27 protein-coding genes are annotated in these 26,845 nt (G+C 66.7%); 8 read left to right on the plus strand and 19 right to left on the minus strand.

Features of this window, described 5'->3' with window-relative positions; translation table 11 throughout:
- Positions 1-30 precede the first annotated feature (30 nt).
- The 5 genes from ACSFBF_RS14240 to ACSFBF_RS14260 all read right to left on the minus strand — a co-directional run bounded on the left by ACSFBF_RS14240 (position 31) and on the right by ACSFBF_RS14260 (position 2,278).
- The gene (locus tag ACSFBF_RS14240; protein ID WP_435467969.1) at positions 31-321 is read right to left on the minus strand and encodes a hypothetical protein; all 291 of its coding nucleotides are present in this window, start codon (positions 319-321) and stop codon (positions 31-33) included.
- 131 nt (positions 322-452) lie between these two features.
- Positions 453-731 carry a barstar family protein gene (locus tag ACSFBF_RS14245; RefSeq protein ID WP_435467971.1) on the minus strand — a complete coding sequence of 93 codons (279 nt, stop codon included), beginning with the start codon at positions 729-731 and terminating at the stop codon, positions 453-455.
- Positions 732-830: 99 nt separating this feature from the next.
- Complete coding sequence (locus ACSFBF_RS14250) at positions 831-1,106, minus strand: hypothetical protein (protein WP_435467973.1); 276 nt, start codon at positions 1,104-1,106, stop codon at positions 831-833.
- Between the two features lie 394 nt (positions 1,107-1,500).
- Positions 1,501-1,953 carry a hypothetical protein gene (locus tag ACSFBF_RS14255; protein ID WP_435467975.1) on the minus strand — a complete coding sequence of 151 codons (453 nt, stop codon included), beginning with the start codon at positions 1,951-1,953 and terminating at the stop codon, positions 1,501-1,503.
- Positions 1,943-2,278 (minus strand): DUF6959 family protein, encoded by a 336-nt coding sequence (locus ACSFBF_RS14260; RefSeq protein WP_435467977.1) that lies wholly within the window; start codon positions 2,276-2,278, stop codon positions 1,943-1,945. The genes ACSFBF_RS14255 and ACSFBF_RS14260 overlap by 11 nt, the downstream gene beginning before the upstream one ends.
- Positions 2,279-2,548: 270 nt before the next feature.
- Here ACSFBF_RS14260 and ACSFBF_RS14265 point away from each other — a divergent pair, with 270 nt between their 5' ends.
- Genes ACSFBF_RS14265 through ACSFBF_RS14275 form a run of 3 tightly spaced genes read left to right on the plus strand, consistent with a single transcriptional unit; the run spans position 2,549 to position 5,417 of the window.
- Positions 2,549-3,592 (plus strand): SAM-dependent methyltransferase, encoded by a 1,044-nt coding sequence (locus ACSFBF_RS14265; RefSeq protein ID WP_435467979.1) that lies wholly within the window; start codon positions 2,549-2,551, stop codon positions 3,590-3,592.
- Positions 3,589-4,392: a DUF1295 domain-containing protein gene (locus ACSFBF_RS14270; protein ID WP_435467981.1), complete on the plus strand. Its 804-nt coding sequence runs from the start codon at positions 3,589-3,591 to the stop codon at positions 4,390-4,392. Before ACSFBF_RS14265 ends, ACSFBF_RS14270 begins: the two co-directional genes overlap by 4 nt.
- 23 nt (positions 4,393-4,415) lie before the next feature.
- Positions 4,416-5,417 carry an alpha/beta fold hydrolase gene (locus ACSFBF_RS14275; RefSeq protein ID WP_435467983.1) on the plus strand — a complete coding sequence of 334 codons (1,002 nt, stop codon included), beginning with the start codon at positions 4,416-4,418 and terminating at the stop codon, positions 5,415-5,417.
- A gap of 9 nt (positions 5,418-5,426) precedes the next feature.
- Here ACSFBF_RS14275 and ACSFBF_RS14280 read toward each other — a convergent pair whose 3' ends face one another.
- The 3 genes from ACSFBF_RS14280 to ACSFBF_RS14290 form a co-directional block, all read right to left on the minus strand.
- Entirely contained in the window at positions 5,427-8,459 is a 3,033-nt protein-coding gene (locus ACSFBF_RS14280) for an autotransporter outer membrane beta-barrel domain-containing protein (protein WP_435467985.1), read from the minus strand.
- A 322-nt stretch (positions 8,460-8,781) separates the two neighbouring features.
- Positions 8,782-9,420 (minus strand): LysE family translocator, encoded by a 639-nt coding sequence (locus tag ACSFBF_RS14285; RefSeq protein WP_435467987.1) that lies wholly within the window; start codon positions 9,418-9,420, stop codon positions 8,782-8,784.
- Entirely contained in the window at positions 9,408-9,650 is a 243-nt protein-coding gene (locus tag ACSFBF_RS14290; RefSeq protein ID WP_435467989.1) for a DUF2917 domain-containing protein, read from the minus strand. Before ACSFBF_RS14290 ends, ACSFBF_RS14285 begins: the two co-directional genes overlap by 13 nt.
- 214 nt (positions 9,651-9,864) lie before the next feature.
- Between ACSFBF_RS14290 and ACSFBF_RS14295 the strand changes: the two genes are divergently transcribed.
- The gene (locus ACSFBF_RS14295; RefSeq protein ID WP_435467991.1) at positions 9,865-11,319 is read left to right on the plus strand and encodes an aminotransferase-like domain-containing protein; all 1,455 of its coding nucleotides are present in this window, start codon (positions 9,865-9,867) and stop codon (positions 11,317-11,319) included.
- Here the strand turns inward: ACSFBF_RS14295 and ACSFBF_RS14300 are convergent.
- Positions 11,305-11,982 carry a TetR/AcrR family transcriptional regulator gene (locus ACSFBF_RS14300; protein ID WP_435467993.1) on the minus strand — a complete coding sequence of 226 codons (678 nt, stop codon included), beginning with the start codon at positions 11,980-11,982 and terminating at the stop codon, positions 11,305-11,307. The two genes, ACSFBF_RS14295 and ACSFBF_RS14300, sit on opposite strands and share 15 nt — an antisense overlap.
- An 82-nt stretch (positions 11,983-12,064) precedes the next feature.
- On the opposite strand from ACSFBF_RS14300, the gene ACSFBF_RS14305 reads away from it, so the two are divergent.
- The gene (locus ACSFBF_RS14305) at positions 12,065-12,730 is read left to right on the plus strand and encodes an O-methyltransferase (RefSeq protein WP_435467995.1); all 666 of its coding nucleotides are present in this window, start codon (positions 12,065-12,067) and stop codon (positions 12,728-12,730) included.
- A gap of 149 nt (positions 12,731-12,879) precedes the next feature.
- The gene (locus tag ACSFBF_RS14310; protein WP_435467997.1) at positions 12,880-14,085 is read left to right on the plus strand and encodes an MFS transporter; all 1,206 of its coding nucleotides are present in this window, start codon (positions 12,880-12,882) and stop codon (positions 14,083-14,085) included.
- Here ACSFBF_RS14310 and ACSFBF_RS14315 read toward each other — a convergent pair.
- The 6 genes from ACSFBF_RS14315 to ACSFBF_RS14340 form a co-directional block, all read right to left on the minus strand.
- The gene (locus ACSFBF_RS14315) at positions 14,048-14,389 is read right to left on the minus strand and encodes a hypothetical protein (protein WP_435467999.1); all 342 of its coding nucleotides are present in this window, start codon (positions 14,387-14,389) and stop codon (positions 14,048-14,050) included. The genes ACSFBF_RS14310 and ACSFBF_RS14315 overlap by 38 nt on opposite strands.
- Positions 14,390-14,425: 36 nt before the next feature.
- Positions 14,426-15,733, minus strand: a complete 1,308-nt coding sequence (locus ACSFBF_RS14320) for a c-type cytochrome (protein WP_435468001.1) — start codon at positions 15,731-15,733, stop codon at positions 14,426-14,428.
- Positions 15,730-17,985 (minus strand): xanthine dehydrogenase family protein molybdopterin-binding subunit, encoded by a 2,256-nt coding sequence (locus ACSFBF_RS14325; protein WP_435468003.1) that lies wholly within the window; start codon positions 17,983-17,985, stop codon positions 15,730-15,732. Before ACSFBF_RS14325 ends, ACSFBF_RS14320 begins: the two co-directional genes overlap by 4 nt.
- Positions 17,982-18,485 carry a (2Fe-2S)-binding protein gene (locus ACSFBF_RS14330; RefSeq protein ID WP_258353721.1) on the minus strand — a complete coding sequence of 168 codons (504 nt, stop codon included), beginning with the start codon at positions 18,483-18,485 and terminating at the stop codon, positions 17,982-17,984. Before ACSFBF_RS14330 ends, ACSFBF_RS14325 begins: the two co-directional genes overlap by 4 nt.
- A gap of 164 nt (positions 18,486-18,649) precedes the next feature.
- On the minus strand, positions 18,650-18,871 hold the full coding sequence (locus ACSFBF_RS14335; protein WP_093059467.1) for a DUF1059 domain-containing protein: 222 nt from the start codon (positions 18,869-18,871) through the stop codon (positions 18,650-18,652).
- Between the two features lie 19 nt (positions 18,872-18,890).
- The gene (locus tag ACSFBF_RS14340; RefSeq protein WP_435468005.1) at positions 18,891-19,952 is read right to left on the minus strand and encodes a class I SAM-dependent methyltransferase; all 1,062 of its coding nucleotides are present in this window, start codon (positions 19,950-19,952) and stop codon (positions 18,891-18,893) included.
- 147 nt (positions 19,953-20,099) lie between these two features.
- On the opposite strand from ACSFBF_RS14340, the gene ACSFBF_RS14345 reads away from it, so the two are divergent.
- A complete protein-coding gene (locus tag ACSFBF_RS14345) occupies positions 20,100-20,576 on the plus strand; it encodes a helix-turn-helix transcriptional regulator (RefSeq protein ID WP_435468007.1) in 477 nt (158 codons plus the stop codon).
- Positions 20,577-20,593: 17 nt separating this feature from the next.
- On the opposite strand, the gene ACSFBF_RS14350 is transcribed toward ACSFBF_RS14345, so the two are convergent.
- Positions 20,594-21,907, minus strand: a complete 1,314-nt coding sequence (locus ACSFBF_RS14350) for an MFS transporter (RefSeq protein WP_435468009.1) — start codon at positions 21,905-21,907, stop codon at positions 20,594-20,596.
- A 59-nt stretch (positions 21,908-21,966) separates the two neighbouring features.
- Positions 21,967-23,607 (minus strand): GMC family oxidoreductase, encoded by a 1,641-nt coding sequence (locus ACSFBF_RS14355; RefSeq protein ID WP_435468011.1) that lies wholly within the window; start codon positions 23,605-23,607, stop codon positions 21,967-21,969.
- 115 nt (positions 23,608-23,722) lie between these two features.
- Here ACSFBF_RS14355 and ACSFBF_RS14360 point away from each other — a divergent pair, with 115 nt between their 5' ends.
- Entirely contained in the window at positions 23,723-24,541 is an 819-nt protein-coding gene (locus ACSFBF_RS14360) for an IclR family transcriptional regulator (RefSeq protein ID WP_435468013.1), read from the plus strand.
- 12 nt (positions 24,542-24,553) lie between these two features.
- On the opposite strand, the gene ACSFBF_RS14365 is transcribed toward ACSFBF_RS14360, so the two are convergent.
- Both ACSFBF_RS14365 and ACSFBF_RS14370 read right to left on the minus strand, forming a co-directional pair.
- Complete coding sequence (locus ACSFBF_RS14365) at positions 24,554-25,609, minus strand: DNA methyltransferase (RefSeq protein WP_435468015.1); 1,056 nt, start codon at positions 25,607-25,609, stop codon at positions 24,554-24,556.
- Positions 25,602-26,786: a hypothetical protein gene (locus ACSFBF_RS14370; RefSeq protein ID WP_435468017.1), complete on the minus strand. Its 1,185-nt coding sequence runs from the start codon at positions 26,784-26,786 to the stop codon at positions 25,602-25,604. Before ACSFBF_RS14370 ends, ACSFBF_RS14365 begins: the two co-directional genes overlap by 8 nt.
- Positions 26,787-26,845: the final 59 nt, after the last annotated feature.

Genomic DNA, 26,845 nt, shown 5'->3' on the forward strand with positions numbered 1-26,845 from the left:
GCCGATAGCAGGCTTGCTCGCAGCGTGCCATTACTCAAGTGTCGATGACTGCTCCAGCCATTGGCTCGCCGTCATATCTCCAGTCCCGATCACATGATGGATGTACATCTTCGCACTCTGCAGGCCGCCTCGTCCGTCCAGTCGGTGCAAAAGGTAGGTAGCTGTGATCACTCCTCCACTCGACCAGAGCCGGCGCAAGTCGTCTAAATCGGCGTCAGCGATTTCGTTATAGCCAGCTAAGTCACCACGCTGCGTCGCGATTGAGCGGCCAAGAATCCGCTCGATCGTGTTTCGAGTCCCCTCGTCTATCTCGAATGCCATTTGCACCTCTCTGTGTGTTATGTCTTGGTTGTGCCCGGCATGAAGGAATATCTGCTACTAGTCAATGTTCACCCAACGGGTGAACGGCTGGTTGTGGCCGCGAGGCGTCATGCCTCGCGGCGCCCTGGAATCTAGTTCATATGGATCACGATGGCCTTCGAATCGATCGCAATCTTTCGCAGCGCGTGATAGAACTTGCCGTCCTGCCAAAGGCGCAGAACGTCGGTGTTCACAAAGCGGAGCACGCACTCCCCAGGCCAACCTGGCCCCCCTGCGCTCAGTGCATCCCAGAGCGCGTCGAAATTGCGACCAAAGAACGTTGCGCCCTCCGGTTGCGTCGTCGAAAGGTAAGCCGTCCAAAAATCTGCTTCGTTGTTGAGCCCGCTGCAGTCGATGATGAATTCACGCATTGCTCATGTCGGTCGAAATTGTGAGACAGGGATGAACGTCTGCTCTTGACCGGATTCTGCCGTCCCACGGCAGACCGAGCAGGCCTGTAGTAAGCATCATTAACCTGCGATGTCGCAGAAGCCATTGGTGTCAAATCGGCAGCACCACTTGACGTGAGACCAGGTGCCTGTGGAGTTGGCCTCAACGACTCCCCGAGCAAACAGCACTTCGTGCGTGCCGTTGTCATAGAGGTTTTCTTCTTGGACCTCAACAGGTAGACCTTCAACGAGTAGCACGGACGAGCCGTCGATGTCCTTCCGGACATCGGTCTGGGACAGCATTATGAGATCGCGCTCAAGGAGTTCGTTGAAATCAACGGAGAAGCGAGGTGTCATGTCGAATGTCTGGTTCTGGCTGATAGTCGTCAACGGCTCCTGGTGCGTCGCGTTCGTCCAATCAGCACTAGCAAAATTCCGAGCACAGAGAGAGCTACTGCCATGATCCAACTGCTCTCGGCGGGCGCTACACGGTAGTAATGATGCTCTCCACCGAAGAGATTGATCGGTAGGACAACGCTAAGCAGTATCAGCAGCAAGATGCCAACGCCGGCTAGAACATAGCCTGTCCGTTCAAGCCATGTTCGGCGCGTCCGTGTCACCTTATTCGACGTATTTCGCATGAAGTCTTGAATGTCCGGTAGCACCACTCGAGTTTTTCAACAGAATCGGCCGAAAAGAACCGCGGGAACTGTCTCGAAACGGCTATGGCAAAACAAGAAAGGGCTCACTCTCAGCACAAGCTCCATGTGGACATCGACACTCTCTCTTTGGCGGTGCGCCACGCCCATTGCATGTTCCCCAGCAGCCTTTGGTCGGATTGTTCGAGCACCAACTGGGCATTGGAGCGCCGAAAACTCTCTGTCGAAACATTGACTAGAAGCTCATACGTACAAGCTGCGACACGATGTTGAATCTCGTTGATCCGGCGAAGATGAGTGGGGTGCTCCAGCTCTGCGGTCTGAGGGACGTAGCTATCACGGCCGGCGACGGTCAAAGTGTGACTGAGTGCCGTCAGGAAAAGAACTTGATGTTTGGGTGGCAGAGACACCATCCACTCGCCTTGCACTTCATACTCAGCCATCTTGTGATTCTTTTGTTGAACGCCGGCTTCCGGCCGACTGTGGCCGGAGCACCGTTGACGGCGCCGGGCCAAATCCAGACGCCAGTGGCCGTCAATGATCACCGCCTCTTTCCTGTTCGGTCAAGACAACTAGATCCGAACGCGCAGCGGCTTTCATGTATGGCAGATCGATTCCGTTTTCCTTCAACACCGTCTGATAGTGGAGCAGGCGGGAGAGAAGAGCCTCTTGAAGCCCTTGTGCCAGCCAACGCACATCGTCATTCGCATCGCTGTTCACCTTGATCCACAGAGAAAGCCGTTGCGCATCCGCACAAAGATTTGCCAGTGAATCACCTTGAATTACAGAGCCCGGAAAACTACGACCAGGTGCTTGAACAACGGCTTGATTCGGAGCGTCAGAGTAAACCTCAAGTTCCACCTTCACCATCGAGCGTTCCTTTGTCCATGCCACACAGAATGTCCGAATCCGGGCTGCATTGTGCCGGCATGGCGAGCGGCAGGTTGTGGCCGATAGTACCTATCCGCGCACACCCCATCGAACGACGGCAACCAGTCTGAAGGGGGCGGAGCCCGATCCCGAACGACCGCTCTTGGTGCTGATGCCCACAATTGACAAAGGCTCATCCAAAACTCATTCAGCCGCGTACACGCACCTACGGCACACACTCCGACGTGCCCCTCAACGAGGAACCCGCACATGCCGCAGGACATCGCATTCGCCATCCGCTGGGTCGAAAAGGGCCTGGTACCCGACACTGTCGTCCGCCAGGGCATCCGCCGCCTGCTGAAAGACCGGCTCACCGAACTGCACGCCGGCAACGCCCTGGCAGTGGCCGATCTAACGCAAGACTTCGTCGCCCGCATGGGCGCAGCGAACCTGGCGCCCCTGCCCGAGAAGGCCAACGAACAGCACTACGAAGTCCCCGCCGCCTTCTTCGCCGAGGTGCTGGGCAATCACCGCAAGTACAGCAGCTGCTACTGGCCCGAGGGCACCCGCACGCTGGAAGATGCCGAGTCCGCCGCGCTGGCCGCCACCTGCGAGCGTGCCGGCCTGGGCAACGGGCAAGACGTGCTGGAGCTGGGCTGTGGCTGGGGCTCGCTCACGCTGTGGATGGCCGAGCGCTATCCGGGCAGCCGGATCACGGCGCTGTCGAACTCGAATTCGCAGCGCGAGTACATCGAGACGCAGGCGGCGCAGCGGGGGCTGGGCAACGTGCGCGTGCTGACGCGCGACATCAACGTCTTCGACACCGACGAGCGCTTCGACCGCGTGGTGTCCGTCGAAATGTTCGAGCATCTGCGCAACTGGCCGCAGGCCTTTGCCAATGTGGCGCGCTGGCTCAAGCCCGGGGGGCGCTTCTTCATGCATGTGTTTGCTCATCGCGAGGCGCCGTACCCGTTCGAGGTGCGCGACCCGAGCGACTGGATGAGCAAGTATTTTTTCTCCGGCGGCATGATGCCCAGCGACGATCTGGCGCTGCACTGCCAGGACGACTTGCGGCTGCTGCGCCGCTGGCGCTGGGAAGGCAGTCACTACCAGCGCACGGCCGAGGCCTGGCTGCGCAACATGGACGAGCGACGCGACGCGCTGCGTCCGCTGTTCCAGGCCACCTATGGCGCCGAGGCCAATGTGTGGTGGACGCGCTGGCGGTTGTTCTTCATGTCGGTGGCGGAGCTGTTCGGTTTCGACCATGGGCAGCGCTGGTGGGTGAGCCACTACCTGTTCGAGCGCAGGGCATGAGCGGCACGGCGGAGGTAGCGCTGGCGGGCCTGGCATGGACCGCATCGCTGGCGCTGCTGACGTGGGCGGTGAGCCTCGTGCGGCACGACGCGAGTCTTATCGACCGCATGTGGCCGGTCTTCATCGTGGGCGCGGGCCTCGTGTATTTCGCGCTGCTGCCGGTGCACACGGTGCGCGGGTTGTGGATGGCGGTGCTTGGCGCAGCGTGGGCAGTGCGGCTGTGCCTGTACATCACCTGGCGCAACTGGGGCCACGGTGAAGACCGGCGCTACCAGACGATTCGCGCGCGCAATCAGCCGAACTTCGGCCTCAGGAGCCTGTACCTCGTGTTCGCGTTGCAGGCGGTGCTGGCGTGGATCGTCTCCGCGCCGTTTCTGCCGGGCATGGCTGCGGCACGGCCGCTGGGATTGTTCGACGTGCTGGGCGCAGCACTGGCGCTGTTCGGCATTTTCTTCGAGGCCATCGGCGATGCGCAGATGGCGCGCTTCAGGGCCGACCCGAAGAATGCGGGCCAGGTGATGGACCGCGGCCTGTGGCGCTACACGCGGCACCCCAACTACTTCGGTGAGGCCTGTGTCTGGTGGGGCATCTGGCTCATGGCTGTGGGCGGGGCAGGGTGGAGCGGCGCGTGGGGCGTGGTGTCGCCGCTGCTCATGACGTGGCTGTTGCTCAAGGTTTCGGGCGTGCGCATGCTCGAGGCCGACATCGGCGAGCGTCGCCCCGCATACCGCGAGTACATCGCGCGCACCAATGCCTTTGTTCCGGGGCCGGTGCGGCGGTGGCACTATCCGGATCAGTGAAGCTCTCGTTCAAAAGTCTGGTGATGCGCATCGTTCTCTGGAGCACGGCAATCGTCGCGCTGGTCGTCCTCGTGGGCGTCGTGTACGAGCAGGTCGGCCGCTACCGCGCGGCGCGCGACTTTCCCGCGCCAGGGAAGATGGTCGACATCGGCGGGCGAAAAATCCAGCTGGACTGCCGGGGCTACGGCTCGCCCACCGTCGTGTTCGAGGCGGGGTTGAGCGTCGACGGTTCGTTGAGCTGGTCGGCCGTGCAGTCGAAGATCGCGGCACACACGCGTGCGTGCTCGTACAGCCGCGCGGGCCTGATGTGGAGCGACGCTTCGGACGAGCCTTACAGCGCAAGGCAGGTGGCGCAAGACCTTCACGAGGCGTTGACCCGCGCGGGCGAGCACGGCCCCTTCGTGCTGGTCGGCCAGTCGCTGGGCGGCCTTTATGCGACGAGCTTCACGCAGTACTTCGGCGCCGAGGTGGCGGGGCTGGTTCTTGTCGACCCGTCGCATCCGGACCAGGTCGCGCGTGTCGCGGCCTTCATGACGGAAACGCGCTCGCTGCGCTCCCGCATCGCCGTGTGGCTGGCGTGGTCTGGCCTGTTGCGCGCGGCGGCTCCCTCGCTCTTGCCGCAGGCGCCGAACCAGACGGCGCGCGATGCGCAGGCGGTTCGCGCCTTTGCACCGAAATCGATGGTCACGCAACTGGTGGAGAGCGATGCGACCGATGCCTCGCTCGCCGAGGCCAGCGCCTTCCGGAATCTGGGCAGCCGCCCGCTGGTGGTGCTCACCGCGATGGCGCCTTACACCGAGGCGGAACTCCGGGGAATGAAGATCACGCCAGAGCAGGGCAAACAGGTGCAGGCCATCTGGGAGAAGCTGCACGAGGACATGGCGACATGGTCCTCGCGAAGCACGCACCGGCTGTTGCCGAACGCTGGGCACGACATCCAGTTCGACGACCCGGCAGCGGTGATCGACGCAGTGCTGTCAGTCGTCGAAACGGTTCGTGCGGACCGCGACAACGGGTCGCACTGACGCCGCGCCTCACCAGCGGATCTTCACGCCCACGCTGCCGTTGACACCGCTCTTCGTGCGCGTTGCGCCTCCCGAGTCCCACAGCTTGCCCAGTTCCGCATACACGCTCGTGCTTGGCGTCACTTGCAGCGTGGCGCCCACCGCGAGCTCGGTGCTCGTGCCGCCCGTGCGGGTGGCGATGTCGGTGTACGCCGCCGGACCGATGAAGCGGCTGACGTCGGTGCCACTGCTGCTGCGGTAGACATTGGCCCGCACATAGGGCTGCAGCAGGCCGGCGGATGTGGCGATCTCGCCCTTGACCCGCACGCCCGCGCGCGCCAGCCAGCCGTTGTGGCTGTCTTGCTGCACCAGGGCGCCGGCGATGCTGCCGTCGTCGAGGCTCACGCGCTGGTGCACCAGCTGCAGCTGGGGCTCGATGGTCCAGCCCGGGGCAATGCTGAAGGCCTGGCCCACCTCGATGGAGGCCAGCAGGCTGCTGCCCTTGCCGGAACTGCCGAAGCCCAGCGTGGGCGACACCGTGTAGCGGTGGCGCCCGGCTTGCAGCACGCCGTCGACATACAGGCCGCTGTCGTTCTTCCATGTGGCGTAGGCGCCCAGGTACTGGCTGCGCAGGTCGTTCGAGCCGGCTGCGTAGTTCACGATGCCGCGTGCGAAGCCGGTCACGCTCATGTCGCCGTCGAGCTGGCCGACGTAGACGCCGGCGCGCCAGTTGGCGTCGGCCCACAGGTCGGTGCCGGCCTGGAAGCCCGTGAGGCGCCCCTTGCTGGTGGGGCTGACGGTGCCGCTCTGGCTGATGGTGCGGTCGGTGCTGATGATGCGGGCCCAGGCCTGGCGGTAGCCTTGGTCGGGGCTGGCGGTGTTGGCGCCGGCCGTGCCGTCGTCGCCCACGCGCTGGTGCATGTTGCCCAGCATCGACAGGTTGGCTTGGCGGAACTGCTCGGGCAGCGCGGCGTAGAGCGGTACTTCGGTGCGGTAGGTGGGCACGGTCACGCCGCCGCCACCGGCCGGTGGAGTGACGGTGGCTGTGGAGCGCAAGTACCAGTTCTCGCCCGCGCCATTCGCGTCGGCGGCGTACAGCCGGTACTCGTAGGCGCCGGCATCGACGTGGCCGCCTGCCAGGGCGAAGGCGCTCTTCGTGGTCTGGGCGGTGGTCGTGGCCCCGTTCAGCGCGCTGACGACTTCGATGCCGCTGCCGCTGGTCAGCGCGCCCAGGCCTCCGAGGTTGGTGATCTGCATGTTGGTCGTGCCGCTGGCAATGGCGGTGCTGCCGCTGAGGATCAGCCGGTCGCTCGCGCTGCTGCTGTCGCCCAGCGCGGTGCCAAGGCGCAGCATGCCGCCGCTGCCCACCCACGGGCCGGTCACCGTGAGGGTGGTGCCGGGTGCGGTGCCCACCAGCGAGACGGTGCCGCTGTTGGCCATCGATGCGATGGTCTGGCTCCGGCCGGCCAGGTCGAGCGTGGCGCCCGATGCGACCGTGAAGGCGCTGGCGCTGCTGAAGGTGTTGGCCGCGCCAGCGCGCAAGGTGCCGGCGGCGACGTTGGTGGCGCCGGTGTAGATGTTGGCGCCGGCCAGGGTCAGGGTGCCCGCGCCGCTCTTCACCAGATCGCCGGCGCCCGAGATCGGGCCCGACCAGCCCATGTCGTGGCCGTTGGTGTTGATGGTGCCGGTGCCGCCCAGCAGAAGGGCATTGCTCAGGCTCAGGCCGTCGGCGCCGGCAATCACGCTGGCAGTGGCGCCGCTGTCGATGGCAACGGCGCCCGTCAGCGCCGCGCCGGCGTTCAGGGTCAGGCTGTTGCTGCCGCTGGTGAATTCCACGGCCGATGCACGGGTGAGGCCGTCGCCACCCAGGCCGCCCGAGATGGCGCCGCTGTTGGCGATGGTGAGGTTGGCGCCCATCACGCCCACGCCGCCAACGCCGTTGGCGCCGCTCGCGCCCCCGTTGCTGTTGGCTCCGCCGGTGCTGCCGGCCCCGCCGGCGATGGTGCCGCTGTTGGTGATCGTTGCGCTGGCGCCCGTGGCCCACAGGCCGGTGCCGCCGTCGCCGCCAGCTCCCGGCGCACCGGTGCCGCCCGCGCCGCCGCCGCCGGCTCCGCCTGCACCCCCCGCGCCACCGGTGACCGTGCCGGTGTTGGTCACCGACACCGCGCTGCCTGCGAGCGTGATGCCGTTGCCGCCGGCCCCGCCGCCGCCGCCCGATGCGTTGCTGCGCGCCGGCAGCAATTCTGATCCGCCGGTGCCACCCACACCGCCCGCGATGGTGCCGCTGTTGGTGAACGTGAGCCCCGACGTGGTGGCGTTCAGGAAGAACCCACCGCCGCCACTGCCGCCGCCACCGGCTTGCGAGAAGGCATCGCCGCCGTTGCCGCCCGCGCCGCCCGTGGAACTGCCGGAGGCCGTGTAGTTGCCGGTGGGGCCGATGAGGATGGAGCCGAACCCGCCCGCGCCGCCGCCGCCAGCGGCCCAATAGCCGTTGCCGCCCAGGCCTCCGGTGCCGCCGGTGTAGCTGTCGGAAGAGGAAGTAACGGCGCTGCCAATCGACGAGCCCTGGAATCCGCCGCCGCCACCGCCGCCGTACCCGTTGCCGCTGGTGGCGTCGCCGGTCTGCGATTGGCCCGCGCCGCCGTTGTCGCCTTGCAGCACGCCGGGGCTGACGACGTTGCTGGTCGTGCCCGCCGCGCCGCCCGTGCCCGCGGTGGCGCCGGCGAAGGAGCCGATGTTGGCAGCGGAGCCCGCCGTGACGCCGGCATCGGTCGACGATCCGCCGGCTCCGCCGTTCGCACCCACCGTGGTGTCGTTGAGCCCGCCGCTGCCACCGCTGCCGTTGCTGCCGCCCGCGCCGGCGTGCAGCGACGTGTCTCCGATGGGCTGGCCGCCAGCGCCGCCGGCAGCCATCGCCGGCCCGGTGCCCAGGAGCAGCGCCGCGACGGCGACGGCCCCCAGTTCGCCCAGTCTGGCCGATCGCGCGTGGCCACGCGAGGTTTCGGGGGCGGCTACCCAAGTGCCGAGCGTGGGATTCCAGAGGGTGCGAAAAATCTTGTTCATGGCTTCAATTTGTTCGTTTGTTGTTACCTGACAGGCAGGCTCCCGTGTGCAGGTGCGCTCTCTCTTGCGCCTGCGCGTTCCGTCGTTTTCCATTTACAAGTCAAAAATGTAAGTACGCGTACACGCTGGCGATATGCCTGAAAGCGGGTACCCCCTGAGGGGGCGATTGGCGAGAGACGGGAGCACCAAGCCCGTCCCGAGGCTGCGTACTGAGGCCTACGGCACTACAGGCGCAGCGCCGCCTGACGCAGGTCTACCCTGAACTGCGTCTGAAAGTAACCAATGATTCGTGGCGGATACAAAGATCCGGCCGCAAGGCGAGCTATGCGCCTGGCTTTTGAGAGACCGCCAGGCGTGCGGCCAGGCCGGCCAGCACCGAGCCCATCGCATAGCGCTGCACGGCCAGCCAATGCGGGTTGTGCTCGAACCATCCGGCAATGCTGGAGGCAGACATCGCCATGGCCAGCAGCACGACGAAGCTGATCGCGATCTGCGTGGCGCCGAGGATCAGGCTCTGCGCGAACAAGGAGCCGTGCTCCGGCGAAATGAACTGCGGGAACAGCGAGAGATAGAAGAACGCGACCTTCGGGTTCAGCAGGTTCGTCAGCAGCCCCATGACGAAGAGCTTGCGGGGTGAGTCATGCGGCAGCTCCCGCCCCTGGAACGGCGAGCGCGCGCCGGGCCGCACGGCTTGCCAGGCCAGATACGCCAGGTACACGGCGCCCACCCACTTCAGCAGCTCATACGCCAGAGGCACCGTCACGAACAGCGCAGACAAGCCCAGCGCGGCCGCCATCATGTGCGCGATGAATCCGGCGAGCACGCCGAGCAGCGAAACAAAGCCGGCCTGGCGGCCCTGGCAGATCGACCGCGAGATCAGATACACCATGTTGGGCCCGGGCGTGATGGCCAGCAGAACCACCGCACCGGCAAAGATCGCCAGATCGGTCAGGGGGACCATGGCAGCCTCCGTGAGGAAGATGTGGCGACGATGCGCAGCACCGCGTCGCTTGCACCGTCGCTTTGGACCACGACCGGCCCGTTGTGGTGCAGCAGCAGCGATTCGCCGCTGGCGACGAAGTAGTCGTCGAGGTCGCCGGGTTCGGTGAGCCACACGCGGCCGCTCGTCACTTCGAGGCGTGCGCCGGCGCGGTGGCGCAGCGTGCGCGCCTCGCCGATGGGTAGCGTCATGAGAGACGGGGCGGAAGCGCCGTGGCGTGTTCCGGACGATGGGGTTTGGGTGTGTGTGTTCATGGACTCGACGGTAAAGATCGGGCCCCGTGTCGCACAGCCACAGGCATGAGCCATCTGATGTAGTACAGCGTGGGCACAAGCGCATCTGTGCCAGTCGCTACGGGCCCCGTCTGTACCTGTCGGTCTGCGACGCACCGGTACAGAATGCGCCATGCCCGAGCACGACCACGCCGAAATGCTGTACCTGCAGATCGCCGAATCGATCGCCATGCCGATCCGTGCCGGCACGCTCGCGCGAGGCGAGCGCATTCCGTCGGTGCGCGAGTTGGCGCGCCACCACAGCGTTTCGCTGGGCACGGTGGTGCAGGCCTACCGCATGCTGGAGGACTCGCGCCTGATCGTGGCGCGGCCGCGCTCGGGCTACTTCGTCGCGGCGCGCCCGCCGAGACCGCCCGAGCCCGAAGCCTCCAACCCGCCCCCGGACTCCATGGCGGTGGACGTCAGCTCGCTCGCGGCGCGCGTGATGCAGCTGGCGCACGATCCGGGTTACGTCTCTTTCGGCGCTGTATGCCCGAGCCCGGACCTGTTCGCCGAGGAGCGCGTGCGCCGCGCCGTCAGCCGCGCCGTGCAGCGCCACCGCGCGACGCTCACCCAGTACACCATCGGCTCCGGCGACGAGAGCCTGCGCCGCGCGGTCGCGCGCCACGCGCTGCGCATGGGCTGCCAGCTCGACGCGCGCGACGTCATCGTGACGAACAGCTGCCTCGAATCGATCGCGCTGTGCCTGCGGGCCGTGACGACGCCCGGCGACGTGGTCGCGCTCGAATCGCCGACGCTCTTCAGCTTTCTGGAGATCCTCGAAGACCTGCACCTGCGCGCGCTCGAGATACCGACGCATCCGCGCACCGGGCTCTCGCTGGACGCGCTGCGGCTGGCCTTCGACACCCAGCCGGTGAAGGCCGTGCTTGCCGTGCCCACGCTCTCGAACCCGATGGGCGCGAGCATGCCCACTGCCGAGCGTCGGCGCCTCGCGCAGATGGTTGCCGAGCGGGGCATCCCGCTGATCGAGGACGTGATCTACAACGACCTCGCCGAGCAGGACGAGCAGCGCCGCGCCGTGCGCTCGTTCGACACGACGGGGCACGTGATGATGTGCGGCTCCTTCTCCAAGACCATTGCGCCCGGGCTGCGGCTGGGCTGGGTCGATGCGGGGCGCTGGGGCACGAAGGTGGCGCGCATGAAGCAGGTGACCAGCGGCAGCCAGTCGGCGATGCTCGAGCGCGCGATGGCCGACCTGATGACGCAGCCGGGCATCGAGGCCAACTACCGGCAGATGCGCGCGACCATCGCGGCACGCGTCGACGAGGTGCGGGGGCTGATCGCGCAGCACTTTCCGAAGGGCACGCGCGTTACCGATCCGCCGGGCGGGTTCATCCTGTGGGTCGAGCTGCCGCAAGGCGTCGATTCGCTTGCGCTGTTCCAGGCCTGCCTTGCCGAGGGCATCGTCATTTCTCCGGGCACGATGTTCAGTGCCACGAATCACTTCCGCAATTGCATCCGGCTGGCACTGGCCGGCCTCTGGGACGACGCGCATCGCCATGCGCTGCGGCGCGTGGGCGCGTTGGCCGCGACGATGGTGCGGCCGGGGGATTCAACGACGCGTTGAGCGGCGCGGGCGCTTCTCTTGCCCATCTCCATGCCTGTGTCCGAGGCTTTGGAGGTAGGCACAGAACATGTCGGCCATGGCATCGGCATAGGCCTCGATCTCCGCGTCGGTTCGCGGGCTCTCCGAGAACTGCTTTCCCACCGCGCTGAACGTCGTCGTGATCAGGTCGCCGGCCAATGCGCGCGTGGCTTCGGAGGCGTCGGGCAGGGCCTCTTGCATGAAGGCCTGCACGGTGCGGTCTCCGGCGGCCCGTGCCTCATGCGCCTCGGGCGCATCGCGGTAGAGCGGGGCGGCGTCGCTGAGCGCCACGCGCATTCCGGCCTCTTCGCACTCCGAGCGGATGAAGGCGTGCACCAGCATGCGCAGCCGCTCCAGCGGCGGCCTTTGTGCGTCTTCGAGGATGCCGCAGAGCATTTCGGTCGTTTGCCGCCATTCATCGCTTTGCAGGCGAAAGAGGATCGACGCCTTGTTCGGAAAGTACTGATACACCGACCCCACACTGACGCCGGCTCTCTCGGCCACCCGCGTGGTGGTGAAGCGGTTTGCGCCTTCCTTCGCCAAAACCTGAAGGGCAGCTTCGAGGATCGTGGCGACGAGCCCGGTCGAGCGGGCCTGCTTGGGCTGTCTTCTAGAGGAGATCGGTGCGCTTTTGCGTTCGGTCATCGGTGGGGCTCGCAACGCGAATAGGAAATGTGAATGTTCCTTCATATTATGAGCACTCGTTCACTCCAACACGAAGACCCCTGTGACAACCCTGACCACCACACCGCTCGCACCCTTGCTGGAGCGCCTGTTTGAAGAGTCCTCTGCTGCATCGCCCGCGATGAGTTCCGCGGTCGCCGATCTTTCCACCGAAGAGCGCATGCGCCTGATGCGCAGCAAGACCGACTACCTCGACTTCTACGCAAAGTTGAAAGACGTTCCGCTGCCGGTCTCGCGCGAGACCGGCGCGCTGCTCTACATGCTGGCGCGCAACAGCGGCGCGCGAACCGTCGTCGAGTTCGGAACCTCGTTTGGCATCTCCACGCTGCACCTCGCCGCGGCCCTTCGGGACAACGGCGGCGGGCGCCTCATCACCACCGAGTTCGAGCCCTCCAAGGTGGCGCGGGCTCGCCAGAACCTGTCGGCAGGCGGCCTCGATGACCTGGTCGAAATCCGCGAGGGAGACGCGCTCCAGACTTTGAGCACTGATCTCCCGGAATCGATCGACCTGCTGCTGCTCGATGGCGCCAAAGCGCTCTATCCCGAGATCCTGGAGCTGGTCGAAAGCCGCCTCAGGCCGGGCGCTTTCATCGTCGCCGACAACGCCGACTACAGCCCTGAGTACCTGGCGCAGGTGCGTTCGCCTGGGGCGGGCTACATGTCTACGCCGTTCGGCGAAGACGTCGAGCTGTCGATGCGGCTCGGCTGACAACAACACCAGCGCGGACACAGCGTCCGCAGTGCCAGTCGCACTGGCCGTAAGCGTCTGACGTCAAGCAACGCACTCAACGATCCTTGTCGATCGGAGTGCGTTCGCTGGCGCGCTCAGGTCGATGGAGGAACAACCTGGACAACACCATGACTTCCCAATCGACACAGCCAACATCAACGACGCGCCACCCGGCGCAGGGCCGCCTGCTGCTGCTGACGGCCGTCCTTTTCATTTCCTATCTTTGCGTTGGCATGTCCCTGCCCATCGTGCCGATCTTCGTGACCGGGCGGCTGGGGCTCGGCAATGTGTGGGCCGGGCTCGGCGTCGGCATCGCCTTTCTCGCCACCGTCGTCAGCCGGGCGCATGCCGGCAGCCTTTCGGACCGTAGCGGGACCAAGGTCGCGGTGGCGCGCGGGCTGGCCTTCTATGTAGCCGGGGCGCTGGTCTCGCTGGTCGCAGGCCTGTCGTTCCTGGCGCCGTGGACGGCCTTTCTTGTCCTCATCGCCGGCCGGCTGCTTATCGGGCTTGGCGAGAGCCTTGTTGCGGTCGGCGTGATCGGCTGGGGCATCGGCCTTGTCGGCCCGGCGCGCTCGGGGCAGGTGCTGGCTCTGGTCGGCGCAGCCATCTACGGCGCGCTCGCGGTCGGTGGGCCGATCGGCCTGGCATTGCTCGATCGGTTCGGATTTGCCGGCGCGATGGGCGTCAGCGCTGTCTTGCCCTGCCTCGGGTTGCTGGCCATCTGGCGCATCGCCGGCGTTGCCCCGCACCCCGGCGCCGAGCGCCCGCCGTTCTGGAGCGTGATCGGCAGGATCTGGCCGCATGGGTCCATCGTCTGCCTCCAGGGCATCGGCTTCGCTGCGATCGGAGCGTTCTTCACGCTCCATTTTTTGGATCAGCACTGGCGCTATGCCGGGCTGGGCCTGACGGCCTTCGGCAGCGGATTCGTGCTGGTTCGCGTGCTCTTCGGCCACCTGCCGGATCGCGTGGGCGGCCTGCCCGTGGCGATCGGATCGCTCGCCGTCGAGACGCTTGGGCAGGTCCTGATCTGGAGCGCGGCCGATCCGGTTCTTGCCCTCGTCGGTGCGTTCCTCACGGGGCTCGGCTGCTCGATGATCTTTCCGGCCATGGGGCGCGAGGTCGTGCGCCTTGTAGAGCCGCATCTGCGCGGCACGGCCCTTGGCGGGTTCTCGGCATTCCAGGACATCGCCTACGGCCTGACGGGGCCTGTGGCCGGCCTGCTGGCCGACCGGGCGGGTTACAGCGGCGTCTTCCTCATCGGCGCAGGTGCTGCAGCGGCGGGTCTTGTGATTGCGATCAGCCTTCGCCGAGCGCAGACAACGGCTCTACGTTGAGTTCGCAGGCCGCCTGCAACGCGGCCGCGACCTTCTCCGGCTCCTGGCGCAGTTCAGCGATGTCGCGCTCCCCGACGCAGAGGCCGTCGAGCCGCACGTAGATACGCGAGAAGTCGCCGCCGAGTGCCCGCGCTACGTCGCTCAGGCAGTCGGCAAGCGTGGCGAAGCCGCCGTCGCGGTACGAGCTGGGCGGTATCACGCCCTTGGACCGTGGCGCGCGAACGGAGTAGGCGTACGACGCGGCTTCTTTCCGAAGCTCGACCACGGGCTGCAGGCAGCGCTGGACTTCCAGGGTTCTATCCATGGCCTCAGTTTAGATGCGGCGCTGCGCCCCATCCAGCTAGCGCGTGCGCTGCTTTGCAACGAATTCCGGCGTCACCGTGCCCTGCTTGTTGCCGAACTGCGCGATGACGTAGTTGGCCAGCGCCGCGACTTCGGTGTCGGTGTAGGCCTTGCCGAACGCCGGCATGTAGACCTCCCTGTCGTGCACGTGCATCCGCACGCCCTGCAGGATCATCTGCGTGACGTTGGAGCCGTCAGGGTCGTTCACGCCGCGCGTTCCAAGCAGCGATGCGTTGGCGGTCTGCTGGCCTTGTCCGTTCCACTGGTGGCAGCTCGCGCAGGCTGCCGCGAAGAGCCTTAGGCCTTGTTCGTGGCCCTCGGCAGTGTTGGCGGCGGGCGCCGCCGCGCTCGCGGCCACGGCCCATGGCGCCTTCGCATCGACCTCGATCGGGTCCTTGCCGGCCTTTGCAGGCACCGTGCGCAGATAGCTCACAAGCGCCGAGGCGTCTTCCGGCTTCAGGTACTGCAGGCTGTGCTCCACAGCCTCGCCCATCGGCCCCGAGGCCGAGCCGCGGCCATCGGCATGGCCGGTCGTCAGGTACGAGGCAATCTCTGCGTCGCTCCATGCACCGATGCCGTTCTTCGCATCCGACGTGATGTTGTAGGCGCGCCAGCCCTGGATCGATTCGCCCGCGAGGTTGTTGCCCGCATCCATCGCGAAGGCAAAGTTGCGCGGCGTGTGGCATTCAGCGCAGTGGCCGAGCGCCGTGGCGAGGTACTTGCCCTGGTTCCACGCAAGCGGCTTCGACGCATCGGCCTCGAAACGGCTGCTCTTGAAGAAGGCCGCATTCCAGAAGCCCATGGCCCAGCGCTGGTTGAACGGAAAGCCCAGGTCGGCTTCCCTGTTCGGCTGGTTCACCTTGGGCAGGCTGAAGATGTAGGCCTTGATCGCGAGCACGTCGTTGCGGCTCAGCGTGGTGTACGAGGTGTACGGGAACGCCGGGTACAGGCGTTTGCCGTCGGCGCGCACGCCGTCGTGCAGCGCGCGCACGAAGTCGTCGTCGCTCCATTTGCCGATGCCCGTTTCCGGGTCGGCGGTGATGTTCGACGAGTAGATCGTGCCGAATGGCAGCACGAAGGGAAGGCCGCCCGCAAAGGGCTGCCCCTTGCCGCCGGGCACCGTGTGGCATGCGATGCAGTCGGCGGCCTTGGTGAGATATTCGCCGCGCACGAGCAGCGCCGCATCGCTGGGCGCGCCGGCCAGCACCGGCGCCTCGCCTTCAGACTTGTCGGTGCGGTTCAGGAAGAAATACAGCGCCGCGCCAACGACGAACACCGCCACCAGAAGTTGGAGAAGCCGCTTCATGCTGCGCTCCTTTCGCCGAGCCCGGTGGGCCCAGCATCGGCAATCTTTTTCTTCAGCGCTTCCTTGTCCTGCGCCAGCAGCGCGCGGTTTACCGGCAGCTCGCGCAGGCGCACGCCCGTGGCCGCGAAGATCGCGTTGGCCAGCGCCGGTGCGGCAATGGCCGTGCCGACTTCGCCGAGCCCGCCGGGGGCTTCGCCGCTCTTGACGGTGTGCACCTCTATCGGCGGCGCTTCGTTGATGCGCAGCATCCGGTAGTCGTGGAAGTTGCTCTGCTCGATGGCCCCTTCACGCACCGTGATCTCGCTGAAGAGCGCCGAGCTCAACCCGAACAGCAGCCCGCCCTGGATCTGCGCTTCGATGGAGCTCGCGTTCACCGCAATGCCGCAGTCGAGCCCGACCACCGCGCGCCGCATGCGCACTTCGCCCTGCGGCGTGACCTCGGCCTCGACGATGGCGCACACGCGGCTGCCGAAGGCATCGCCCACCGCCACGCCCCGCCCGACGCGCGCCGGCAGCGCACCTTGCCCCCAGCCGATCTTGCTGGCCGCCAGGTCGAGCACCGCGAGCGTGCGCGGGTTCTTCTTCAGCATGGCGCGCCGATAGGCCACCGGGTCTTTCTTCGCGCGGTGCGCCAGCTCGTCGATGAAGCTCTCCATGACGAAGAGGTTGTGCGTCGGGCCCACGCCGCGCCACCAGCCGACGTTCAGGCCCGGCGGCATGTCGTGCCGCACCCACTCGACCTTGAGGTTCGGCAGGTCGTAGCAGGGCTCGGCCACGCATTCGATCAGGTCGCCGTCCATGCCGTCCTTGCCCATGAAGGCGGGGGCCCAGCGGCCCAGCACCGTGCCACCCGAGATGCGGTCGCCGAACCAGAGGATCTGGCCCTCGCCGTCGACCACGGCCGAGATGTCGTCGTGGTACATCGGGCGAACGATGTCGTGGCGGATGTCTTCCTCGCGCGTCCACACCACCTTGAGCGGGTAGGGCACCTGCTTGGCGAAGGCCACGGCCTGTTCGACCGAATCGGTTTCGAGCCGGCGGCCGAAGCCGCCGCCCAGGTACTGGTTGTGCACCACGACCTTGTCTTCGGCCAGGCCGGTGATCTTGGCCGCGGCGCTCACGCAGCGCGTAGGCACCTGCGTGCCGACCCATATCTCGCATTGGTCGGGCCGCACGTGCACCGTGGTGTTGAGCGGCTCCATGGTCGCGTGGGCCAGCATTGGCAGGTCGTAGGTAGCTTGCACCACCGTGCCCTCGGGCCGCTTGCCGGCCTCCTTGCCGATGATGGCCTTGTCTTTTGCCAGCGCGTTGGCCAGCGACGCGCGCAGCTGCTGTGTGGTGAGCGTGGCGTTCTGCCCCGGCGTCCACTGGATGTTCAATGCATCGAGGCCGCGCTTCGCGGCCCAGAAATGCTCGCCCACCACCGCGACCGCGTCCTTGATGCGCAGCACATCGATCACGCCGGGAATCGCCCGCGCCGCCTTGTCGTCCACCGAAGCCAGCACGCCCCCGAGCGTGGGGCTGGCCTTGACCGTTGCCACCTTCATGCCCGGCAGGCGCACGTCGATGCCGAACTGCGTCGTGCCGTTGACCTTGCCGGCCGAGTCGACGCGCCGCAGCGGCTGGCCGATGAGCTTGAAATCTTTCGGCTCCTTCAGCGTCACCTTGGCCGGCATCGGCAGCTTGGCCGCTGCACCGGCAAGCGCGCCGAAGCCGAGCTGCCGGTTGGATGCCGCATGGCTCACCACACCGCGCGCGACCGTGCAGCTCGCGGGGTCGACCTTCCACTGAGCGGCGGCGGCGCTCACCAGCAGCGTGCGCGCCACGGCGCCCGCCTCACGCAGCACGCCGTAGGTGCCGCGCGTGCTGGTCGATCCACCGGTAATCTGCCCGCCGAGCAGCGGCATGCCGTAGAGCGCCTCGTTCGGCGGCGAATGCTCCACGCGCACCTGGTCGAGTTCGACGCCGAGTTCCTCGGCCAGCAGCATCGCCGAACCGGTGTAGATCGCCTGGCCCATCTCGGCCATCGGCATCACGAGGCGCACGCCGCCATCGGCGTCAATGCGGATGAAGGCATTCGGCGCGAATGCCGGGTTGCCGTCAGCGAGTGCGGCGGCCGCGTCGGCCGGTTGCTGCCTGGGGCTGATCGCGGCGAAGGCCTTGCTGCCTCCGACCCAGGTGAAGGCCAGCGCAAGGCCGCCGGCCTGCAGGGCGGCGCGCCTGCTGATGCCACCGGTATCGGCGGCCTTCACGATGCGCTCCTTGCCGGCATCGCGACCACCGACTGCAGCACTTCGGCCTTGCCGGTGGCAGCCTGCTTGATGGCCGCGCGAATGCGCGAGTAGGTACAGCATCGACAGACGTTGCCCGACATGGCTAGGTCGATGTCGGCATCGCTCGGATTCGGCGTGCGCTGTATCAGCGCCGCCGCCGACATGATCTGCCCCGACTGGCAGTAGCCGCACTGCACCACGTCGACGTCGAGCCAGGCTTTCTGGATGCTCTTGCCCGCAGGCGTCTGCGAGATGGCTTCGATGGTGGTGACGGCCTTCTTGCCGATGGAGCCGACCGGCAGCACGCATGAGCGCACGGGCTGGCCGTCGAGGTGCACGGTGCAGGCGCCGCACTGCGCGATGCCGCAACCGAATTTGGTGCCGGTCAGGCCGACGATGTCGCGCAATGCCCAGAGCAGGGGCATGTCCTCGGGCGCGTTGAGGGCAACGGACTGGCCGTTGATGTTGAGATCGATCATGGGCCCCGCCTTTTTTCTGGTTCGCCGTGGGTGGCAGCGCGAACCATAGCGCGACTTCGGAAAGTGCGCTTGGCGGGCAGGGCAACGCTCAACCGGGTTACCCGGATTTCATCGACGGGCGCCTATCGAAAGCACCCGAAGGTATTCATCGCCGTGCAAGATCGTCAGGCCGGCACCTTCTGTGCGGGCGCCTGCAGCGGCGGCGTGCCGGTCTTGAACAGGCTTGCCAGCTGCGTGCGCAATTCCGGCGTGTCGGCATGGCCGTGGACGGCCACGGCGTGCTGCACGGCAGCATCGAGCAGTTCGCTCTCGCTGTCGGCCGAGAGCGCAACGCTGCAGTTCGTCGTGCTCGGATACTCGCGGCAGTCGATGTATTGGCGTGACATGGTGGCTCCTTGAATGTCCTCACGGACGTGCTTCGAAGATCAGGTTGAACGGGGTCTCGCTGGCGCGGCGGAAGTGCGAGAAGCCGCCCTGCGCGGCCACGTCGCGAAGGCGCGCCTCGCCGGCCTGCGCACCCAGGCACAGGCCCACTTCCTGGGAGCGCGAGGCCGGCGTGCAGATGAAGTTCGACGCCGAATAGAAAACCCGCCCCACGGGATTCATGTTGTCCTGCAGCCGGTCGTTGGCGAAGGGCTCCACGAGCATCCACGTGCCCTGCGGCTTCAGGCTGCCGCGCACGTGCGCCGCCGCGCCGACGGGGTCTCCCATGTCGTGCAGGCAGTCGAAGAACGCAACGAGGTCGTAGTCATTGCCCGGAAAGTCCTTCGCGCTCGCGACCTCGAAGCGCAGGCGCCGCTCGTCGTCGATGCCGGCCTTGCGCGCCGTCTCGCGCGCATGCTCGATCGAAGGCAGGTGATAGTCGAAGCCGACGAAGCTGGACTCGGGATAGGCCTGTGCCATCAGCAGCGTCGACGCACCGTGCCCGCAGCCCACGTCCGCCACGCGCGCGCCGCGCTTCAGCAGGGGCTCGACGCCTTCGAGCGCCGGGATCCACTGGCTCACCAGGTTGGCTGCATAGCCGGGTCGGAAGAAGCGCTCGGTGCCGTGGAAGAGCGCGGGATCGTGCTCGTGCCACCCGATGCCCAGGCCGGTGCGCATGGCCTGGACCATCTTGGGAATGGCCTTGAACTGCGCCACCGCGATCTGGAAGGCGCCGGGCACGAAGGCCGGGCTGCCTTCCTCGGCAAGCGCGAAGGCCTGTTCCTCGGTCAGCGAGAACAGCTCGCCTTTAGGCTCGTACTCCACGTAGCCGCTCGCGGCCTGGGCCGAGAGCCATTCGCGCAGGTAGCGCGGATCGGTCTCGGTGCGTTTGGCCAGTTCCTCGACGGTGCCGGGTCCCTTGGCCATCTCCTTGTACAGGCCCAGCTGGTCGCCCACGACGATGGTTGCCGCGTGCATCACGGCGCCGATGTCGTGGACGAAGTTACCCATGAACGCGTTAAGCCGTGTTTCGTCGATGGCCATGTGTATCCCCTTCGCCGGCAAGCGGTTTGCACGGCCCATGCATGCCTATACTGAATTTCGGCAAGGGGCCAGCGAGCATCCTGTGTCTCGATGCGAGCGGGCGCCATACGCAGCAATGCGTATGCATCGTGAAAGGGGCGTGCCGCTATGACGCATCTGACGCGCAACGATCGTGCGAGCGCACTCCGCCTGCTGGAGCAGCTCGAGTCAGGGCATTCGCCCGTGCGGCATCGCGTCAGCGGCGGCAGCAGCAATGGCTTGCGCACGACCCACCGCGTCGCGGCGAGGGCATTGGGCCGGCGTGAGTTCCGCCGCGCCACGCAGCAGGCCGACTACTACCGCCGCGTGGGGCTGGAGCATGCGGTAGCGGTCGCCTTCCTGTACCGGCTGGCCTGCCGCGCCGAGGCGCCGCTGCCCGAAGCACCGGCTGCCGGCCTCACACCCCGCGAGGGCGACGTCATGCACTGGCTCTCGTGCGGCAAGACCGACGCAGAGATCGCCGCCTTGCTGGAGATCAGCCCGCGCACCGTCCACAAGCACCTGGAGCATGTGTACGTGAAGCTGGGCGTCGAGACGCGCACGGCAGCCGTGATGCGCGCGCTCGCCATGGGCAGGGCCCCATAAGGAAGAAGGCTCCGCCGTCAGCGCGAGGCCACTGCCACCGGCGCATCGGCCGGCGAGGCAGACCGCCCGATCATCCACGCGCACACCGCCGACACCACACCCGCGAACAGCACATACAGGCAGATCTGCCATGGCTCGCCGCCGCCAGACTTGAGCAGTGCGGTTGCGATGATCGGCGTGATGCCCGAGGCGAAGATGCCCGAGAACTGGTAGACGAAGCTGATGCCCGTGTAGCGCACCTTCGCATCGAACAGGTCGCAGAACAGGGCAGCCTCGGGCCCGTACACAGATGCATACAGGATGCCGAAGGGCACGATGATCGACAGCCAGATGAGCAGCACGTTTCCGCCGCTGTGCGTCATGAGCCAGAAGCCCGGAAACGCCGACACGGCAGTAATGAGCGAACCCCACATGTATACACGCGGTCGCCCCAGCCGGTCGGACATGCGCCCGAAGAATGGAATGGCGAAGCACATCACCACCGCCGCGGCCATCACGCCCAGCAGCGCCTCGGTGCGGCTGATCTTGATGGTGGTCGTGAGGTAGTTGATGGAAAACACGCCGAAGATGTTGAAGAACACACCGTCGATGTAGCGCGCGCCCATGCCCTTGAGCACATTGCCCGGGTAGCGCCGGATCATGTCCATGAACGGAATGCGCAGCTCGGCGTTGCGTGCCTTCACTGCCGCGAACTCCGGCGTTTCCTTCACGTGCAGGCGGATGTACATGCCCACCATCACCATCGCGCCCGAGATCAGGAAGGCGATGCGCCAGCCCCACGAGAGAAACTGCTCGTCGGTCAGCAGCGACGACAGCAGCGCCACCACACCCGAGGCCAGGCACAGGCCGATGGCCAGCCCGATCTGCGGCAGCGAGGCATAGAAGCCGCGCTTTTCCTTCGGCGCGTATTCGTATGCCATGAGCACCGCGCCGCCCCATTCGCCGCCCAGGCCGATGCCCTGCGCCACGCGAAGCAGCAAAAGAAGCAATGGCGCCGCAATGCCGATCTGCGCATAGGTGGGCACCAGCCCTATGAGGAAGGTGGCCACGCCCATGATCATCAGCGTGATGATGAGCATGCTCTTGCGGCCGATCTTGTCGCCGAAGTGGCCGAAGATCACGCCGCCCAGCGGCCGCGTGACGAAGCCCACCGCGAAGGTCGTGTACGCCAGCAAGGTCGACACCACCGGGTCGCTGCCCGGAAAGTAGAGCTTGTTGAACACGATGCCGGCCACCACGCCGTACAGGAAGAAGTCGTACCACTCGATGGTGGCACCCACCAGGGCCGAGACCACCACCCTGCGAATCGCTTTCTCGTCGCTTGCGCTCATGTCGTTGTCTCCGATGAGGTTGTCGTGGCGGTCTCTGCGGACCGTGGTTTTGCAAAAACTCAGTGCGCGGCGGCTGCCGCTCTCACGTCCTCTCTGATCAGGTCGACGGCCTTCTCGGCCATCATCACGGCGGGTGCGTTGGTGTTGCCCGACACCAGCGTCGGCATCGCCGAGCAGTCGATCACGCGCAGGCCCGCCACGCCGTGCACGCGCAGCCGCGCATCGACGACCGCGAGCGCATCGCTGCCCATGCGGCAGGTGCCGGTGGGGTGGAAGATGGTGGCGCCGTTGTTGCGGCAGAACTCCAGCACATCGGCGTCGCTCGCGGCATCGGGACCGGGCTTCACCTCGCGCTTGACGTAGGGCCGCATCGCGGGTGAATCGGCAATCGCGCGAGCAGCCTTCACGCCGGCCACGGTGGTCGCGCGGTCGAGCTCGGTGGCGAGGTAGTTGGGCTGCATCTCGGGCGGCTCGGCCGCGTCGAGCGAGCGGATGCGCACATGGCCGCGCGACTCGGGCCGAAGCTGGCACACCGACATCGTGAAGCCCGAGTACGGATGCACCTTGCCGCCCGCCATGTCGGCCGAGAGCGTGGCGACGTGGAACTGGATGTCGGGCGTGGCCGCCACCGGCCTGCCGTTGTCGTCCTTCAGCGCGCGCATGAAGCAGCCGCCCTGGTTGATGCCCACTGCCAGCGGGCCGGTGCGGTGCAGTAGCCATTCCAGCCCCATGCCCACCTGGCCGAACCAGGAGTTGAGCTGGTCGTTGGTGGTGATGGGCTTGGTGCACTCGTAGCCAAGGCGAATTTGCAGATGGTCTTGCAGGTTCTCGCCGACGCCGGGCAGCTCGTGCACGACCGGAATGCCGAAGCGGTCAAGCAGTGCGCGCGGCCCGATGCCCGAGAGCTGCAGCAGCTGCGGCGACTGGATCGAGCCGGCCGACAGCAGCACCTCGGCGCGGCAGCGGGCGGTCTTCAGCTCGCCGCCTTGCCGGTACGTGACGCCGACGGTGCGCCGGCCATCGAACACCAGCTTCTGCGCCATCGCCTCGGTTTCGATGCGCAGGTTGGGCCGCCGCTTCACGGCCGGCGTCAGGTAGGCCTTGGCCGTGCTGCAGCGCCAGCCTTTGTGCGTGGTCAGCTGGTAGTAGCCCGCGCCTTCCTGCGCGGCACCGTTGAAATCGTCGGTGCGCGGCACGCCGGTCTGCCCGGCGCCGTCGATGAAGGCCTCGATCAGCTCATGCTTCGCGGCGATGTCCGAAACCTTCAGCGGGCCGCTGCCGCCATGGAAGGCGTCGCCGCCGCGCTGGTTGCCTTCTGATTTGATGAAGTAGGGCAGCACGTCGTCGTAGCCCCAGCCGGCGTTGCCCAGTGCGGCCCAGTGGTCGTAGTCCTCGCGCTGGCCGCGGATGTAGATCAGCCCGTTGATTGCGCTCGATCCGCCCAGCGTCTTGCCGCGCGGCCAGTAGATGCGCCGGCCGTTCATGTTCGGGTCGGGGTCGGTCTCGAAGCGCCAGTTATAGGTGGGGCTCCACATCGTCTTGCCGTAGCCGATGGGCAGATGAATCCACAGCGAGCGGTCGGCAGGCCCCGCTTCCAGCAGCAGCACGCGCGTGGCCGGGTCTTCGCTCAGCCGCCCAGCCAGCACGCAGCCGGCCGAGCCGGCACCGACGACGATGTAGTCGAACTCTTCTTCAGGCATGAAGGGGGTCCTGTAGGGGCCTGCGGGGTCCGGGAGTGGAACAATCGCTTCGCTCGGCCGCATCCTAGGCTAATGATTTTCGGAACGCAATGTTCCATTTTTAAGGTTTACCCGCATGCCCCGTCCCGCGCGCACGCCCGCCGCAGTGATCTCCGCAGTGATTTCTCCAGAGGAGCCTGAGTCCGCTTCCGGCTCCGGTTCCTCGGCCGAGCGCAGCCTGCGCCTGCTGGCGCTGCTGGCCAACGAAGGCCGTGCGCTCACGCTCGCCGAACTGGCCGCGCAGCTCGGCTTGCCCAAGGGCACGGCGCACCGCATCTGCACCCAGCTGCTGGCCACGGGCTTCCTGGCGCGCGACGTGGACGAGCGCTCGTTCAGCGTCGGCCCTGCGCTGCGCAAACTTGCCTTCGACACGCTGAACCACGGCGTGGTGCGCGGGCTGCGGCACGAGGTGCTGTCGGAACTGGTGCGCCAGGTGGGTGAAACCTGCAACCTCACCACGCTCGACGGCGCGCAGGTGCTGTATCTGGACCGCGTGGAAGCGCAATGGCCGCTGCGGCTGACGCTCGACGTGGGCTCGCACGTGCCGCTGCACTGCACGGCCAGCGGCAAGCTGTTTCTCGCGCAGATGCCGAAGAAGGAACGCGATGTGCTCATCGGCAAGCTGCCGCTGGAACGCATGACGGCCAACACCATCGTCAAGGCCGATGCGCTGCGCACCGAGTGCGAGGCGATCGCCAAAGGCGGCTACTCATGCGACCGCGAAGAGTTCATCGCCGGGCTGGTGGCGGTGGCCGTGCCGGTGCGCGATGCGGCGGGCGAGGTGCGTGCCGCGCTGGCGGTGCATGCGCCCACGGCGCGGATGTCGATGGACGATGCGGTCAAGCGCATCGACGCGTTGAAGGCGGCGGCCGAGAAGATGGGGGGGCTGCTCTGAGCTTGCCTGCTTCTATTCTTCGTAGCCGATGTCCAGCCTCACCATGGCGCCGCTGCTGTCGACTCTTTCCGCGCGGAAGTAATAGCGCCCGCGGTAGCTCTCGAAATGCAGGGGAAGGGCGACGGGTTCGTCCCAGCTCGTCAGCGCGAAGCCCTGGTTGCGTAGCTCATGCAGCAGTGCGTCCAGCCGCTGCGGATCGGGGTCGACGCGAATGTCCGCATCGGCCGGCGGTGTGCCTCGCGGGTCGTGCAGCCAGCGCGCGAAGCTGCCGATCAGGGTGAAGACGTGGCCCTGCGCGCGTAGGCCGTCGAGCAGCTGCGCCGTGGCCTGCAGGTCGATGCGGGCGCGTTGCTTGCGGAACACCAGCGCGTACTCGTGACGGCGATCCGTATGTGCTGCGAAAGCTTCGCTGTCGGCGGTCTGTTCCTCCTGATGCGGATAGATCAGCACACGCTCTTCCTCCATGGTGAAGAGCGCACCGAGGATGCGCGCGAGGTCGAAGGCCAAGGGCAGCACGCGTTCGCCGAGGCGAATGTTCTGCACCATCGCAATGCAATGGCCGTCTTCGCGCAAGCGCGTGCGAACGGCGTGGAACACGTTGCGCAGGCCCTCCAGGTGCTGCGCATAGCTGTGGCTGTCGTAGAGCTGCGAAGCCGCAGGGGCGCCCGACCACTGGCATCCGAAGTAGGGCACGTTGGTGAGGCAAAGCTCGAAGGGCTGCAGCGCGGTGGTGTCGAGCGCGTCGCATGAGCCCTGCAGCAGGGTGACGCCATCGTCTCCGATGCCGTGGCGCGCTAGCCGTTCGCGGATGAGCTGGATCCGGTCTGCGTCGACTTCGCAGCCGGCCGCCAGCCGGTCTTCCAGGTGCGCCGCAAGCAAGGTCGTGCCGAAGCCCGAGAAGGGATCGAAGACCGTGTCCCCGCGCTGCGAGAACTGGCGCACGAACGGGGTCATCTGCTCGACCCACCCGCAGTCGCGTGCACCCAGCGGGTCGCGCGCGCGCAAGTCGTCGGGCAGCCGGTGAAGCGGCGACTCGTGGTCGAGCATCAGCCAGCTGGGGCTAGGCATGGGCATGCACCTGAATCGAACGGGTGTCGAGCAGCACGTCGCGCCCGGGCTCCCAGCCGGCGCAGAGCTGTCCATCGGGAAAGTAGACCAGCTTGTAGATGTCTTCGGTCGCATGGCGCGCGTGCATCGCGCCGTAGTCGGAACTCTCGAAGATCACCGCCAAGCCATTCGCTGTGCGCAGGCGCAGGTTCCAGAAGTAGTAGCCCTCGGTCAGGCTCTCGACCGTCCAGCCGCGCGAGACGGCGGTGTCGTCGAGGCAAGCCGTCAGCAGCGCGTCCATTGGCACCCGCTGGGCGTGCAGGTAGCGCGCCGTGGCGTTGTCGCGGTAGCTGCCGTCGAGCCGGGAGAACTCCCGGAAGACGATGGTGCCGGCGCCGCAGTGCTGCTGCGCCCACGAGAGGTAGGCCGACACGTCCTGCGGCCGTGCGACGCCGTCGCGCTGAAGAATGCACACCATGCGCAGCGGCATCGCGTCGGCCAGTTGCCGTGCAGTGCGCTCGAACACCGTCTGGTCGCCGATCTCCAGCCTGGGCCTGAAACGCATGATGGCCTGGTTGGTTGCACCTTCATGGTGGTGGCGGGACAGTTCGAGCCAACTCAAGCCGAAGTCCTGCAGAGCACGCGTCAGAGTGGCTCCGCCCGCCTTGGCAAAGCCGGCGCCGTTGGTGTACAGCACGCGGTCTTCGACGCACGGTCCGTCGCCAGCTTCGGCGGCGGCCAGCGTGTCCAGCAGTTGCAGCATCCAGCCGGCGTCGTCGCTGGTTTCCAGGCCCGAGAGCGACCACGAGAGCGGCACGCCGCGCAAGGCCCGCAGCGCACGGGCAAGGCCATCGAAATACGTGCCGTCGGGCCGCAGCCGGGAGGCCGGCACACCGCCATCGGTCTTGCGAAGGTTCTCCGAGCAGAAGCCGCAGCGTGCCGAGCAGGGCTGAACGGCCGCATAGGGCGTGAAGGTCAGGGGTTGCGCAAGGCGCCGCCGGACACCGCCGATGGTGTGCGAGTGCCAGCGCGCCGCCTGTCGCGGGTCGGGCGTGCGCATGTTGACCTGTCCGACGGTGGCGCGCAGGCGCTCGAAGAACGGAGAACTTGCGCTGCGCGGCAGGTCGGCGACGGCCACGCTGTCCATGGGAATGGTGGGCGCGCGCGTGGCACTGTCGCAAGGCGTTGCGGAAAGCATGTCGGGCGGAGGGACCAAGAGTCGATGCACCCGCAACGATACGACACTGCGCTGCGCGC

Origin of the sequence: Variovorax nivicola, from assembly GCF_051216475.1 — a bacterium.
Taxonomy (GTDB): domain Bacteria; phylum Pseudomonadota; class Gammaproteobacteria; order Burkholderiales; family Burkholderiaceae_C; genus Variovorax.

Excerpts from the sequence above, each read along its gene's own strand:
- ACSFBF_RS14240 (WP_435467969.1), bottom strand. The coding sequence starts at position 321 with ATGGCATTCGAGATAGACGAGGGGACTCGAAACACGATCGAGCGGATT.
- ACSFBF_RS14245 (WP_435467971.1), bottom strand. The coding sequence starts at position 731 with ATGCGTGAATTCATCATCGACTGCAGCGGGCTCAACAACGAAGCAGAT.
- ACSFBF_RS14250 (WP_435467973.1), bottom strand. The coding sequence starts at position 1,106 with ATGACACCTCGCTTCTCCGTTGATTTCAACGAACTCCTTGAGCGCGAT.
- ACSFBF_RS14260 (WP_435467977.1), bottom strand. The coding sequence starts at position 2,278 with ATGGTGAAGGTGGAACTTGAGGTTTACTCTGACGCTCCGAATCAAGCC.
- ACSFBF_RS14265 (WP_435467979.1), top strand. The coding sequence starts at position 2,549 with ATGCCGCAGGACATCGCATTCGCCATCCGCTGGGTCGAAAAGGGCCTG.
- ACSFBF_RS14270 (WP_435467981.1), top strand. The coding sequence starts at position 3,589 with ATGAGCGGCACGGCGGAGGTAGCGCTGGCGGGCCTGGCATGGACCGCA.
- ACSFBF_RS14275 (WP_435467983.1), top strand. The coding sequence starts at position 4,416 with ATGCGCATCGTTCTCTGGAGCACGGCAATCGTCGCGCTGGTCGTCCTC.
- ACSFBF_RS14280 (WP_435467985.1), bottom strand. The coding sequence starts at position 8,459 with ATGAACAAGATTTTTCGCACCCTCTGGAATCCCACGCTCGGCACTTGG.
- ACSFBF_RS14285 (WP_435467987.1), bottom strand. The coding sequence starts at position 9,420 with ATGGTCCCCCTGACCGATCTGGCGATCTTTGCCGGTGCGGTGGTTCTG.
- ACSFBF_RS14290 (WP_435467989.1), bottom strand. The coding sequence starts at position 9,650 with ATGACGCTACCCATCGGCGAGGCGCGCACGCTGCGCCACCGCGCCGGC.
- ACSFBF_RS14295 (WP_435467991.1), top strand. The coding sequence starts at position 9,865 with ATGCCCGAGCACGACCACGCCGAAATGCTGTACCTGCAGATCGCCGAA.
- ACSFBF_RS14300 (WP_435467993.1), bottom strand. The coding sequence starts at position 11,982 with ATGACCGAACGCAAAAGCGCACCGATCTCCTCTAGAAGACAGCCCAAG.
- ACSFBF_RS14310 (WP_435467997.1), top strand. The coding sequence starts at position 12,880 with ATGACTTCCCAATCGACACAGCCAACATCAACGACGCGCCACCCGGCG.
- ACSFBF_RS14315 (WP_435467999.1), bottom strand. The coding sequence starts at position 14,389 with ATGGATAGAACCCTGGAAGTCCAGCGCTGCCTGCAGCCCGTGGTCGAG.
- ACSFBF_RS14320 (WP_435468001.1), bottom strand. The coding sequence starts at position 15,733 with ATGAAGCGGCTTCTCCAACTTCTGGTGGCGGTGTTCGTCGTTGGCGCG.
- ACSFBF_RS14330 (WP_258353721.1), bottom strand. The coding sequence starts at position 18,485 with ATGATCGATCTCAACATCAACGGCCAGTCCGTTGCCCTCAACGCGCCC.
- ACSFBF_RS14335 (WP_093059467.1), bottom strand. The coding sequence starts at position 18,871 with ATGTCACGCCAATACATCGACTGCCGCGAGTATCCGAGCACGACGAAC.
- ACSFBF_RS14340 (WP_435468005.1), bottom strand. The coding sequence starts at position 19,952 with ATGGCCATCGACGAAACACGGCTTAACGCGTTCATGGGTAACTTCGTC.
- ACSFBF_RS14345 (WP_435468007.1), top strand. The coding sequence starts at position 20,100 with ATGACGCATCTGACGCGCAACGATCGTGCGAGCGCACTCCGCCTGCTG.
- ACSFBF_RS14350 (WP_435468009.1), bottom strand. The coding sequence starts at position 21,907 with ATGAGCGCAAGCGACGAGAAAGCGATTCGCAGGGTGGTGGTCTCGGCC.
- ACSFBF_RS14355 (WP_435468011.1), bottom strand. The coding sequence starts at position 23,607 with ATGCCTGAAGAAGAGTTCGACTACATCGTCGTCGGTGCCGGCTCGGCC.
- ACSFBF_RS14360 (WP_435468013.1), top strand. The coding sequence starts at position 23,723 with ATGCCCCGTCCCGCGCGCACGCCCGCCGCAGTGATCTCCGCAGTGATT.
- ACSFBF_RS14365 (WP_435468015.1), bottom strand. The coding sequence starts at position 25,609 with ATGCCTAGCCCCAGCTGGCTGATGCTCGACCACGAGTCGCCGCTTCAC.
- ACSFBF_RS14370 (WP_435468017.1), bottom strand. The coding sequence starts at position 26,786 with ATGCTTTCCGCAACGCCTTGCGACAGTGCCACGCGCGCGCCCACCATT.